This window comes from Helicobacter bilis ATCC 51630 (assembly GCF_000686565.1).
Lineage (GTDB): Bacteria > Campylobacterota > Campylobacteria > Campylobacterales > Helicobacteraceae > Helicobacter_A > Helicobacter_A bilis.
In genome coordinates this window covers 1-13,886 of the sequence record NZ_JMKW01000009.1, presented here as the reverse complement: position 1 = coordinate 13,886, position 13,886 = coordinate 1, and the positions used below count along the sequence as shown (strand labels likewise).

General features: G+C 33.4%; 11 protein-coding genes. 6 read left to right on the top strand and 5 right to left on the bottom strand.

The genetic code is table 11. The features are described from left to right. The first annotated feature begins 7 nt into the window (after positions 1–7). Complete coding sequence (locus T368_RS0102825) at positions 8–4,456, top strand: YhdP family protein (RefSeq protein WP_004087019.1); 4,449 nt, start codon at positions 8–10, stop codon at positions 4,454–4,456. 172 nt (positions 4,457–4,628) lie between these two features. Here T368_RS0102825 and T368_RS0102820 read toward each other — a convergent pair whose 3' ends face one another. The 5 genes from T368_RS0102820 to T368_RS0102800 all read right to left on the bottom strand — a co-directional run bounded on the left by T368_RS0102820 (position 4,629) and on the right by T368_RS0102800 (position 10,684). Continuing rightward, positions 4,629–5,441 carry a spermine/spermidine synthase domain-containing protein gene (locus T368_RS0102820; RefSeq protein WP_004087020.1) on the bottom strand — a complete coding sequence of 271 codons (813 nt, stop codon included), beginning with the start codon at positions 5,439–5,441 and terminating at the stop codon, positions 4,629–4,631. Positions 5,442–5,561: 120 nt separating this feature from the next. Beyond that, entirely contained in the window at positions 5,562–6,434 is an 873-nt protein-coding gene (locus tag T368_RS0102815; RefSeq protein WP_004087021.1) for an isochorismatase family protein, read from the bottom strand. Positions 6,435–6,590: 156 nt separating this feature from the next. Beyond that, entirely contained in the window at positions 6,591–8,483 is a 1,893-nt protein-coding gene (locus T368_RS0102810; protein ID WP_004087022.1) for a mechanosensitive ion channel family protein, read from the bottom strand. A 22-nt stretch (positions 8,484–8,505) separates the two neighbouring features. Beyond that, positions 8,506–9,495 carry a peptide chain release factor N(5)-glutamine methyltransferase gene (prmC, locus tag T368_RS13070; protein WP_230455633.1) on the bottom strand — a complete coding sequence of 330 codons (990 nt, stop codon included), beginning with the start codon at positions 9,493–9,495 and terminating at the stop codon, positions 8,506–8,508. Then, on the bottom strand, positions 9,482–10,684 hold the full coding sequence (locus T368_RS0102800; RefSeq protein WP_230455641.1) for a M48 family metallopeptidase: 1,203 nt from the start codon (positions 10,682–10,684) through the stop codon (positions 9,482–9,484). The genes prmC and T368_RS0102800 overlap by 14 nt, the downstream gene beginning before the upstream one ends. A gap of 378 nt (positions 10,685–11,062) precedes the next feature. On the opposite strand from T368_RS0102800, the gene T368_RS0102795 reads away from it, so the two are divergent. The 5 genes from T368_RS0102795 to T368_RS15305 are packed head-to-tail and all read left to right on the top strand — an operon-like array spanning position 11,063 to position 13,881. Next, the gene (locus T368_RS0102795) at positions 11,063–11,251 is read left to right on the top strand and encodes a hypothetical protein (protein ID WP_004087028.1); all 189 of its coding nucleotides are present in this window, start codon (positions 11,063–11,065) and stop codon (positions 11,249–11,251) included. Positions 11,252–11,262: 11 nt separating this feature from the next. After that, entirely contained in the window at positions 11,263–12,450 is a 1,188-nt protein-coding gene (locus T368_RS0102790; protein WP_004087030.1) for a hypothetical protein, read from the top strand. Beyond that, the gene (locus T368_RS0102785; RefSeq protein WP_004087032.1) at positions 12,450–12,887 is read left to right on the top strand and encodes a hypothetical protein; all 438 of its coding nucleotides are present in this window, start codon (positions 12,450–12,452) and stop codon (positions 12,885–12,887) included. The genes T368_RS0102790 and T368_RS0102785 overlap by 1 nt, the downstream gene beginning before the upstream one ends. An 11-nt stretch (positions 12,888–12,898) precedes the next feature. Beyond that, positions 12,899–13,726 carry a hypothetical protein gene (locus T368_RS0102780; protein ID WP_004087034.1) on the top strand — a complete coding sequence of 276 codons (828 nt, stop codon included), beginning with the start codon at positions 12,899–12,901 and terminating at the stop codon, positions 13,724–13,726. After that, on the top strand, positions 13,723–13,881 hold the full coding sequence (locus tag T368_RS15305) for a hypothetical protein (protein ID WP_004087035.1): 159 nt from the start codon (positions 13,723–13,725) through the stop codon (positions 13,879–13,881). Before T368_RS0102780 ends, T368_RS15305 begins: the two co-directional genes overlap by 4 nt. Positions 13,882–13,886: the final 5 nt, after the last annotated feature.

Sequence of the window (13,886 nt, the reverse complement as noted above, 5' to 3'; positions counted from 1 at the left end):
ATTGATAATGCCAGATAAAGAAAATAATGAAAACTTAGCTTGTAATTTAGAAGCAAGCCAAAAAATAAATGAATTAGAGTTAGAAGATTCTAAAGTATTCGATGATGGGGGTGTAGATACTGCTCCACTACTCCAAGTCAATAAGGTAAATGGCGATGATGAAAGCATTGGCTTAGATTCTAAAGAAAGAGATTTAGAATCTAATGTTTCCCTATCAAGTGAAAACACATTGCGTTTAGATAAAGAGTATAAAGACTTAGAATCTCGTGATTTAGAATCTAGTATATCGGATTCTACCATATTAGATTCTGTTAGTTTGGATTCTAATGATTTAGATTCCAAAGCAAAAGCCCTATTCCTAGAAGAGAATCTAAACGCACATAAATCGCTTGAAAATGATTTAAACTTGCAAGGAATAAGCCTTGCTTTGCAACAGAGATTAAACACACAAGATACAATGCACTTAAACCACATACACACACCTTATATAGATTTTTCAAGTAACAATCATACACTAAAACAAATAAGACCTTCATTAAAGCAGCCTAGTAGTAATGAAAATATAGCACACTCTAACGACAAAGATTCTATACAAACACAAGATTACAATAATCTAAACATTGCAAACAATATTCCAAGTAAAAAAGAAAATCCCAGCCAAACAAAATCTAGCACAAAACCTGCAATATATACGCTAGATGACACCCCGCATGACACCGCAGAAAAAAAGGATACTAAAAAACACAAGAAGAAGGCAAAGAAAAAAGGCAATCCACTATTAAGGCTTATTATATTTTTTGTAGTGATTCTTAGCGTTACGATTATAGGCTACAAGATTCTAGCAAATGGAATCTCGTTTCAAAATCTAAAGTTTGGCAATATAACTATATATAATGCTTTTTTACAACTACAAAATAAGTTAATACTAGAAATAGATTCCATTGATTTAAGCACACTTAGTAACAACGAAAGTAAAGATAATACACAAGAAACAAGACCTTTTAATGAGATTTTGCAAAACACAATACAATACACGCAAAGGACACTTTACATACTAAGCTATTTTGAAAGACTAAATATAAAAGAGCTTGTATTGCCAAATAATCACAAATGGAGTATTGACTACACAGATACAAACTATCGCATACAAGGTGCTTTATTTGACGCAGATTTCGCTATCAATAATAATCATAATAATATACATTTAGACATTAATAAATTTCAGTTAAAGACACTGCCCCTGCATTTTGAAGGAAATCTTAATTTTTCTGTGCCAAAGAAGCAATTATCCTTTAACCTAGAGGCAATAAAAGATGATGATAATGAAAAAATCATGCTTTCAGGCGACACAAATTTTAATGAAATCAATATAAATGCAAAAAGTAGCCCACTCAATAATCTAGCCATTATAAAACCATTTATAGATAATATACAAAATCCAAAGCTAAAGAAAACCTTGCAGGACTGGCTATTTAACAATATTAAATACGATAATTTGCATTTAAGCAATCTAGCTATGCGTATTAACCTAGATGATATAGGCAATACTTTACTACATAACACACAAGCAGAAATCATTGTAGAAAAGCCAGAAGTTACTCTAGCAAAGGGGGTAAAGCCAATCCTTGCAGAACAAGCGGTAATAACTTTTAAGGATACTGATTTAAAGATTACGCCTATAAATGCTACATTTGCGGGTATGAATCTAGCTCAATCAGAAGTGCTTATAGCAAATATGCCTCATAGTGATGTAATTATTGAATTGCATGGAAAAAATGTGCGATTTGATTCTAATCTTGCAAAACTTTTAGAGCATTATGGTGTTGTGCTGCCCATTATGCAGCAATCCCTCGCACAAAACACGAAAAAATCAAAACAGACAAAAATCAAAACAGAATCAAAAAATACTAAAAAAACATTAGATAGTGCGATAAATACCACAGAAGATGCTGTAACAAAAGCATTGCAAACTAAGCAAACATTAAATACAGAGCAAACCACGCAAACAAATACAAATGAAAAACAAGCACAAATAGCAACCAATGAGAATCTCTATGAAAAGATTCTAGAGTTAAACCCACAAACAACACTCACAAATGAACTTTTACATAATCCAAACCTAACTAAATCAAGCACTAAAGAAACCACAAGCATGCACCTACAAATTGCAATACGACATAATAAAAAGATTCCAACGCACCCATTATTCTCACTGCAAGGCATTATCCAAGCCCAAAATACAAGCCTAAAATTATATGATATTCCACTACAAGCCAATAATCTTAACATTGCCCTTGATATTACACCGCAACAAAAGCTTGTGTATATCAATGGTGAAAGGGTAAAATGGCAAAGGCTTATAGACGCAAATGTCAATGTCTTGCTTGATATAAATAAGCAAAATATACAAGCAAACACCTATATACATAAAGCCATATTAAATACGCATAATTTGCAGGATTTAAGATTAGCACCAAATAAGCCGACCATACATTTACCCAGCCCAAATAATGAGAATCTTAAGGTAAATAACAATGATTCTAAAATTGCCCTACATGTTAAGAATCTATACGACATAAAAAAACAAAAAAAGATAAATCGCCCTACCCCACAAGAAGACCCTAAAGATTCTATACAAAACAATATCGCACAACATAGCGGAATCTATCTTGAAGAAAGTATGCCTTATAGTAACACTCAAAAGATTCTAAAATATTTTGATGAGTATTCAATACAGCGAACAAACATGCAAACACCAAATAATAGCATAAGTAGCGACTCGCATAAATTACTAGAAGATGCGAGAAAACAGCAATTACAAAATAAAGAACTCTCCCCAGAAGTGATTAAATCTCTGCCTAAACAAAACATAAAAGATGATGGAGAGAGGGCAAAAGAAGATGACAAGGTATTGAAAGATTTAAAAAACAATCCCGTATGGAATGACCTAAAAATCCGCAGTAAAAAGACCCAGCCTTTTAAGCAACTAAGCACAAAAGAACTCACAGAGTTAGCAAAACAAGCCATAGAAAAAGAAAAAGATTCATTCATGCTAGACCAAGACTTCCTAAATATCAAAAATGCAAATATTCATTTGAATCTATCCTTTGCGAATAATAAAATTGTCCTTGATGTCCCAGCTTTAAGTCTGCATTTAGAAAGTGGTAAAAACTTGCAATTAAGTATTGCAAAAATTGAAAATATCTTGCAGTTCTCCCCATTAGCCCAATACTATGGCATAACGCATGGGGATTTCAGTTTGCAAACTACACCTTATCCAAAAACAAAGCAAGAAAGTTTTAAAAGTATAGATTTTACACTCAATCTCACAAAGCTAAAACACCCTTTATATACCATCAAACATGAACGCGTTACAGATTTGAATCTAAAAGGGCATTTGCAAGATAACTCTATCGTTGTGCTTGTAAATGATGATATTGACTTTAAAAGTCAAGATTCTCTTAGTATGTTACGCATGAAGGGCTATCGCATTGACATTGATGAAGCAATGCAATCAAAGATTCCATTCTTCATAGATTTATTTAAAGATAAGCAAAAAGACGCCCTGCCTTACTCTGAAGCAGCGATTTTGCAAGAGTTAAAATTCATCGCAATTAAGAATAAATTAAGAAAGCAAATGAATATAAAGCCAACAGATTTTAATATCATTGGGCAGGATTTGCAATTTAGCTTTTTGGGCTATACCGCACCATTTGATTCTGTAAATATCCGCTTTATTGATAATCGTATCGTAGTCGATGGGCAGTATGGCAAGGGCATTTTAAATGCTTCACTGATTAAAGACAATGTATATGTAAAGGCAAAAAATTTTAGTGGAGATTTTATCAATATTATTCTAGCTTCTGCAAAAGGTGGTAAAAAAATGCTAAATGGTGGGGCATTTAGCCTTGATGGAATCTATCGCGGTGGAATCTTAAATGCTTCAATAGAGCTTCAAAATACCGCATTAATTGATTTTAAATCTGTCCAAAATATTTTCGCCCTAATCGATACAGTGCCATCTCTCTTTATGTTTAAAGACCCGCATATCTCTGCAAAAGGCTATCAAGTGAATTATGGTAAGGTGATTTTTGCGATTAATAGCGATTATGTCGGCTTACAAAATGTATTTTTACTTGGCAGTTCTATGGATATAAATGGACAAGGCATTATCGATATTGATACGCAAGAAATGAATGTGAATCTAAACATTTCTACAATTAAAAATCTTAGTAAATTTATCAATAAGATTCCAATCATAGGCTATTTGATATTAGGACGCGAGGGGCAAATCAGCACAAACCTTATTCTAAGTGGCAAATACTCTGACCCAAAGGTTAATATCACACTTGCTGCCGACATTATCAAAGCCCCATTTAATATTTTAAGACGCGTTTTCCCAGTTGAAATGCTAGTGAATAGCTCAAAAGATGAAGAAGAGATGATTCTGTATTAATGATACATGAGAGCAATAAAGCGGTTGCTTCTATACTCTAAAGTTTTGCTTATTACTAGGCGTAAAAATACTTTTAGAATCTAATTTCACAATACAATCCTATAAAAAGCAAGGTAATTAGAAAACTTGCGATCTCATAGCCACCACGCCACAAATACTCAAGATTCTATATCTAATTCTTCACATAAGGTGCGATGATATGCTGTAAAAAGGTGGGGAGTCTAAAGACACTAGTATGCAGGTTTGCATTATAGCATTGTAAATTATCTAGCATATCGCTTTTTTGTAGTTGTAAATCGGCTAAAGGGTGTGCGTAGTTACTTAAAAACGCATAGAAACTCGGGGTGAGTGTGGGTAGCATAAAAGGCATCATCACATGTCCAAAATTCATGCCAAAGGCTAATGTATCAAGAGCTAAGCTTGGTTCTAGATAGCAATTAGCAAGCCCAAAAACGCAAATAAACTTTTCACTTGCCATCTTTTTTAGTGCCTCAAACTCATATAGCTTTGGACTAGAAGCATGGATAATAATATCATAGCCAGCTTGCTTAATATCCATAAATCGCTCATAAAAAGCAATATTTACATTCTCTTGTATTTCCTTAAACTTAGGGATAAAGCCACTTAATGTATAAAGGGCTTCCATATCGCCTACCACCATATCTACGCTCATATCATGCTGTGCAAAATGATTAGCAATCGTTGCATTCAATGTGCCACAGATGAGAACTCTTTTTGGATTTGTAGCCACACAATAGGGAATATAGGTAAGCATTTCACTTTCAATAAAGTTATAACGCTGCGTCATTACTGCTTGTCGTGTTACTTCTTTTTTATCATTTTTAAAACTAATAAGTGCAATCTGTTGCAATGCTTCAGTATTAAACAACTCAATATCAATTGTCTTACCCTTATAGTCTGCAAATTTATTTGTAATAGCATATTGATTCTGAAAGTTTCTTGTAACTTCACTTGTCATCCACATAAAAAACCTTTATTTGTAAATGGTCGCATTATAAAGCAAAAATAGTCAATTCATGATAGTTTATCTCTGTATTCCTACGATTTTCTCTATCATCATAAGGATTTTTTGATAAGACTTTATCTACATATTCTGCAATCTTTGCACGATATCTGGTGTAAAGAAAAGTTCATTTGCAATAAAGCGGAAGTTAATAAGCCCTGCAAGATAGCCATCACCCTCAGGCAACTTTGCCCCAGCAGTAGCATCACGCACAACACCTACTTCAAAACCCTCCGCAAGTAAATCACGCAAATGGGAATCAAGATGTACATTTGCATCCATGCCGCATAAAATCACCTGCTTAATCCCACTGATACGCAATTGAGTGGTTAAATCACTCCCCTTAAGTCCAAAATCCTTTCTAGGTGTTGTAAGGATTGTTTTGTTATCAAGTATAAAGGGTTTATATTCAGGCAAGAAATCTGCCCCGCTTTGCTCAATATCATTTGCATTCAAACCTTTGCCATTACCATAGGCAAGCTTTGTCCCACGAGAAAAGTTTTTCATAGGTGTTTTTGGCAAAGTTTTTAAATCTTGACTATTCCATACCACATAGGACACAAATGTAGGCAAACGCAGGGCTTTTGCCACTCTAAAAAGCATACCGATATTCTCAATAGTATTATTTTCTTTAATACTAGCACCATATAAGCTCCAGCCCACACCTTTTGGGCTAAGAAAATCAATCTGCGGATTCACAACCACAAGCCCAACAGAATCTTTTTGTAGCTTCATCTGTGTTTTTGGAAGTAGCATTTTGTCACTATCTACATAGAGTGGATTAATATTTATATAGTTCTGTTTGCGTGTTTGCTCCTGTGCTTCATCAATTGTTTCGGCATGAATATTTGTGCCAACTAACACACTTGCACCTAAAGCACCTATCTTTGCAATCCTTGCGATACTCTCTCTGCGATGAAAGTCTATTTTATCTTGCTCTATTGTCTTTTGCATAATAAAACCCCTATATTTGAGAATAGATTCTTTTATATCGAACATTTTATAAGTTTATTGAATCTGTTAGATTCTATAAAGTTTTGTGATTTAATTTTATGCTACCTATGCAATATTTATTTTGCTGTTTTGTTGAGATTATTTCGCGTATTATTTTCACTTTGGCAATGTCTCGACATAGACGCTTTGACTAGGAAAAGCAAAACTAAGGTTGCATTCCTGCACGATTGCCATGATTTTAAAGATTATATCTTCTCTTACCTCAAAATAATCTTTTTTTGAAACACTTTGAGTGAAGCATTCTACTAAAATATTTATTGAACTATCAGCAAGGGCTTCCACACAGACAAAAAGTCCGCTTTTATAGCCTAAGAAATCATCAAGGGAAATAATGTCTTTTCTTAGAGACATGAGTTGTGTTTCTTCTTGATTATAGATTGGCGTTGTTACTACTTCTGGGTGGTCTAAAAGCATTTGTCTAATACTTGCTACACATTTTTTTAGCTTTGCTTCATCTGCATCATAGGTAACGCCTACACTCATTTTTATTCTTCTACCAGCTTTTCTGCGACTCCAATTGCGTATAATCTTCCCTGCTAATTCTGCATTTGGGACAAAAAGCAAGGCGTTATCTGCGGTGCGAACGGTAGTCCTTCTTAGTCCTATTTCAACCACAACACCATCAACACCATTGCACTCAATCCAATCGCCTTGCGAGAAAGAATTATCAAATAAGAGCATAACAGAGGCAAAGAAATTTGCAAGTATATCTTTTACTGCGAGAGCAACGGCTAATCCCCCTAAACCAAGTGAAGCAATAATAGCAGACACATTAAAGCCCAAATATTTTAGGATAAGCAAACATGCGATAATAATAATAACCGCATACAAGGCTTTTAATATAAGATTTATAATCTCTCGTCTAAACTCATTATTTCGTTTCTGCAGAATCTTTGTTAATAGCACCGTGCCATAGCTTTTCACTAAAGCTACCATAAACCATGCAACATTTACTATATACAAGATATTAAACCACGCTTCAATCTTTTCTGGCTGTAAATGCGGATAATACAGCACGCCAATGCAAACACGCAAACTCCATGCAAGTAGAAACAATGAGATAGGTTGCAATAGATTTTTTTGAATAGCAGCATGCAAGTCTTTATCTTGATTTGTAAGATGGATAGCAAGGTCCATAAGATAGACGACAATCTTTGTGATAAGTTTGCGATATGCCCACAGGATAACAAAACATAAAAGCGATAAAACTATCTTAATAAAAACCAAATTCCCATGATTAACACTCATAAAGTTTGAGAGAAGTTGCAGTGTCCATCGCATACAAGCATGTAGTATCGTATTTTGTGGCACAAGCTCATCTGCATGCCATTCTAAATATGAAACAATCTCAATGGCACTTGCGAGTGTGTTTCTGTATTTTTCTATTTGTAGTTTGAGATTTTTTTGCTGTTTTGTAGGGATTTCAGCTGATATATCAAAGGTTGTTGGCATGGCATTTAGGGCTTGGAGTGTTGGCTGTATAATATCTACTACTTTTTGTTTTTGTGAAAAAAAGTCAATTTGCTTTCGCAAATTTTTAAAGAGAGTAGCTAAATGAGATTCTATAATAAGATTGTTTTTAGCAATTTCTTCTTTTAGAATCAAAGCTGCATCATGCTGGATTTTAGCATCATTTAGCTGCATGTCAATTCTCATTTGCATTTGTTTATTTTCATCTATATCAAAGCCTAAGCTTTGTTTTGTATTCCTAATATTAGCGATAAAGTTTTGCAATAAAAGATTTTTTTGTGCGATTAATTCCTCTTTTTGCTTAAAATCATAACTCCCCTGTAATGTGTGAATCTGCCATGAAATATCTGTGATATGCTGAAACAATAGGGCTAAACTTTCAAAATGCAGGGGCAAAGATTCTGCATTAAGTTTTTCTTGCTTATTTGTATCTTTGCTTGTTATATCTTTTGCAAAGACAAGCACACAAATACTACAAAGCATTAAGAATGCACTGAGATAATAATGTAATTTTTTCATTATAGAATCCTGATTTAGAAAATTAGGGCATAAGTCTTGCGATAAAGCCCCTATCAAAACCCGCATAATCTTTATAAAAAGTTGGCTTATAACCCACATTTAAAAGTATCTCTTGCATACTCTCTTTTTGGTCATAGCCCATTTCACATATAAGAAATTGTATTTGCTTCTCTCTTGCTTGGAGGATAAGTTTTTTTAGAATCTCATCGCCTTTTTCACCACCAAAAAGCGCAATATGCGGCTCACATAGCACTTCTTGATTGAGTGGATAGCTATTTGCGATATAGGGCGGATTAGCAACTAAAAGTGTGATTGGTTTTCGCATGATAAGATAAGGCGAAGAAAGCAAGTCAGATTCTACAAAATCACAGCGATTTTCTAAACCAAGATTCTGTATATTATGCTTGGCAATATTTAATGCTTCCTTGCTAATATCAGTAGCGATCGCACAAGTCTCTTTTGCATGTGTAAGGATCGCTGCACTAATCGCACCGCTACCGACACCCACTTCTACAAAATGCGTAATATTATGTGCTTTGATAATCTCTAGGGCATGTTCGACTAAAAGCTCTGTTTCATGGCGGGGGATTAGCACCTTATTATCCACATAGAGTTCTAGATCATAAAAACTTGCTTTATTTGTAAGATACTCAAGCGGCACACCATTTTTACGCATAGCAAGTATTTTAAAATAGCGTTGCTTATCAAAGTCTGTAATCTCTTTTTTTGCGTTCGTATGCAACTCTACACGAGTCATATTTAAGATATGTCCTAATAGGATTTCAGCCTCATAACGCGGACTTACGATATGAAACTCTGGTGCTTTTATATCAAGTGATTGACGCACTCTATTACTCTCTTTTGGAGAATCTTTTGGTAATTTTTCATTCTCAAATGAGTTAATATCAGCGAGTAAAAATTGTGTCTCATACACAAGTTTTTTAAACTCTTCAAGATTCATATCTTTTAAAAATGCAATCGCAATACGCAACAATAAATCAATTTCCATCATGCAATCCCCCAAGTGCCTTAAGTCGCTCTAAAAGCGGCGGATGAGAATAGTAAAAAAATATATATGCTGGATGTGAATATGGAAAAGCCTTATTTTCATTTACAAGACGCACTAAAGCTTCACTAAGCGCCTTTTTACTTACACAAGACGCACCAAAAGCATCAGCCCTATATTCTGCCTTTCTGCTAAAATAACTTTGTATCGGCATAAATAAAAATGATAATACTGGAAAAAGCAATATAGCTAGTATAAGAATACTGCTATCTGTAAAAGGTAGTCCTAAATACAAACATAAAGGTTCAAAAAATAAACCCATAATAGCAAACATAGCAAATAAAATAGAACCACTTATTATGATATTTTGTGTTATATCCCCATGCTTAAAATGTCCAAGCTCATGTCCCAAAATCGCAATCAATCCATCTTCACTAATCTTATCTAGCAGCGTATCAAATAGCACCACTCGCTTCATACTGCCTAAACCGCCAAAATACGCATTCAGCCTACCATCTCTCCTACTTGCATCAATGACAAAAATCCCACTGCTATGGAATCCTGCATGTTCCATAAGTGTGGTAATCCTTTGACGAAGAGATTCGTTATCCAAAGGTGAAAATTTATTAAACATTGGAGCAATAAGCGTGGGATAAACTAGCTGTATAAATACAAGAAATGCAAATACAACACAAAAGCCAACAATCCACCAAGAACTAAGAGATTCCATAATCCATAACAACAAGGCAAAAATGATACCAAGCAAAATCCCACTCACTACAAACATTTTTATGCCATCAAGCACAAAACCCTTTGCACTTTGTTTATTAAAGCCATAATGAGAATCTATACGCTTTTGAGCGATACTAAAAGGTATATGAATAAGGGCGTGTAAGCCAAGAAAAGATAGAATCACAAGTAGATTTGCACCAAAACCACTTATATGCAGCATATTATAAAATTGCGTAAGATAGGTAATGCCAAAGAATAGCCAAAACACTAATGCAATAAAACTAAAAATATGCTCTATTAACGCAACCCAGCAACGAGTAATAGCATAACTTGCAGCAATGCTATAATCATGTGCGTTAAGAATAACTGGCTTCTTTGTAGCATAAGTTTGTATATAACGCATTTGCAAAATATTTAAAACTATCGCAGGAGTAACAAACAATAGCAAATACGCCAAAATCACAAGATACAATGCAATCTCCTTTTTGCAATAAAATCCCTTTTAACGCTAAAAAACCTTTAGTGTATTATAAATTTTTAAATATCACGCTAATATTGTGCTGTAAGTTATAGTATTTGGTTGCAAAAAATGGGAAATTATGTTTAAGCCTACTGCTCACGAGCAGGATATGACGAGTAGATAAGAAACTTAAGAAATAAAAAGTGAAATGGCAATGCGATTTTCATGTTTAATCACAGAATCTAAAGCTACCTACCTTGATTTCATAAAACCACTACACGCAAGAATGCACCATGCAGTCCCACAGAAAAACAAATTGAATTAGCCACAAAACTTGCTAAGGAAAATAACATTATTTTACCTAGCGAAGTTTTAGAATCCATGAAAGCATGTAGTGATTTCATAGACAAAAACAAGAAAGAAAATCCACCCACAGAAAAACAGCTAGAGTTTGCAAAAAAGATAGCACAAGCTAAAGGCATTTCACTACCAAAAGAAGCAGAGACATCTTTTAAGGCATGTAGTGATTTTATTAATAAGCATAAAGCTAACACAAATAAATCTAAGTAAGGAGATAGACTATGGCAACATACGATGAAAATGGCAATGTGATTGAAAATGAAGCACAAAATACAGAGATTTTTATAGACACAGATAATAACTTTGCAGACCACGAGTATGACACAGATGGTATTATCATAGAGGAGGATAACACCAATGATAACGAACAAGTCATGGATTTTACACAATTTGATGATAATCATACAACCTATGATGATTATGATGACACGAGCAATGAAATATCAAGTGAGGTTTTAGAAGCAGACAAGATAGCAGAACAAGCAAAGCAAAACTTTGAAACAGAGTTTAGCGACATAAACGATATGATACAGCAAACACAAGATTCTAATATAAAGGAACATGATGAAAATACGCAAGATATTGCAACTACTACGACTATACAACCCACAGCTACTAAGGAACAAGAACATGAGGAAAATAAAGAAAATCATAACAACAATAACCTTGATTTTCTCAATAAAAAAGTAGAAAAGATTGAAAATATTAACGATAGAGACAATCTAGCCTATAAAACAAAAGAACAATTTGAAACAGAGTTTAGCGATATAAATGAGATTCTAAGTCTATCAAATCAACTTGACAATACCCTTGATAATAATATGGATAACAATCCCAATAATAATAAGGCAGAAACAAGAGATACGCAAGATTTAGATAAAAAGCCAATTAACTTAGAAAAAGAAAAAGAGAATCTTGATAGAGCCCTTGATAATCTCATTAAAGTAAGAAGCTTTGCGGATTTAATAAGGGCTCTATATATGCTTGATGAAGCCTTATTTGCCATTAAAGATAAAAGAGAGAGACCTGAAAAAAATAAAACTATACAGCTTTTAAAGAAAGGGGCTAAAAAAGGTTGGCAATTAACAAAAGAATACGCTGTAATAGCAATAAAAGAAATAGCGGAAAAAAAGAGAGAGCTTGATGATTATATTAATACAAGAAAAAAAGAAGTTGAAATGCAAAGAAATCTGTCATCACAAACAAAAGCCTACAAATTAGCAATAAGCCCCAAGCAAAAAGAAAATCATGCAATACAAATGCAAAAGAATATGGAATATGTCAATAAAGAATTGCCTGATTTTAGAAAAAATTACCCTAAAACTTATGAAAGGGCAACTGAAACTCTAAAATCTTATGAGAAAACAAAAAGCAAAGAAAAAGATGTAAGAAAGGGCAGGACATTGTAATGAATGAATTGCAAAAAGCATGGGATTATGCCATACATAAACATAATGATGATATACATGATATTCATAATGCACTTCATGTTGGCAATATGCAAACACAAAATCATGTTATTAGAGAATGTAAAGATATTTGCACCAAAGAGGAAATTATACAAATGAATAAGACAAATAATTTGCAATCAAAATACAATATGGAATTAAGAGATTTGATTAACTTCTTAGAATCAAAGAAATCAAATTTCACAATTAAGCAGTTTAAGCTTATGCTTGAATCTATATGGAATCTCATCAATGAAGCAAAAAGCTTTGATGTCTATGTTGATGATGATTTACATAATAGATTATCTGTGCTAGAACAAGAATATAGCACACTATTTATTGAAAATAATCGCAAGGTTATTGACAATATCAATATACAAAATAGAAAACTTACATAAAGGAGCATGACATGAAAATATCGTTAAAAAGCATTGTTTTGGCAAGTTTGTTAAGTCTTACACCAGCGTATTCTAATATGCCTGTATTTGACTTCTCTAATCTCACACAAGCTATTATGGAATACCAAGAACAGATAAAAGAAATGATAATGTTTGAGAAGCAATTAGAGGAAATGGGAATTGATGTAGATAGAATCAGTGGCTTTATTAATGAAATACAAGGTGCATGGGATTCTATTCAAAACCTAAACGAACAAGCCTTAAATCTAAGTGGGATAGAATCACTTTTAGATGGGATAAAAAGCGATTGTGATATATTGCAAGAGGCAAGTGATACATTTAAAGATTTTATAAACGAACAAAAGAAAAAACTAAAAGGCATGGATTCTACATTAGCATTGAAACAAGCTTGTATGAATGCCCTTGCAAATGAGGAATTTACAAAAGAGGTATCAAACAAATATCAAAACAAGGCAAAAGAATATTTAAAAAATGGAGATATGGATAATTATCGCAAAGAGATTGTAAAAGCAAAAGAAGTAGAGGATAAACGAAAACAAAATATTGCAAAAACACAAAATGAAAGTGTCAATAAAGTGTTAAACTCATACAATCTCTACACAGAGGGCAGTGCAAGCAATGGCAGTAAATATAACATGCTTTACAGAAAAGACACACAAGAAATGATGAGTAAGATTCAAAAACAACTAAGCGATACAAAAATTAGAACGATGAATGATAAGGAAAAGCAAGAAGCCTTGCTAAGAACACAAAGCATGATATTACAAGTCTTAGTATCACAATATGAAGTTATGCAAAATATGAATGCCAAAATATGAATACTCTATATGCAAGTATGGCATTAGATACAATAAAAGAAACAAATCCTGCGAAAGCAGACACAATTAAACCTGAAAAAATTAAAAAATTTAAGCGTAATGACATAGGACAACCTGACTTCACTTCAACATTTTTTGAGAGTAAAAGGAACTAGAAATG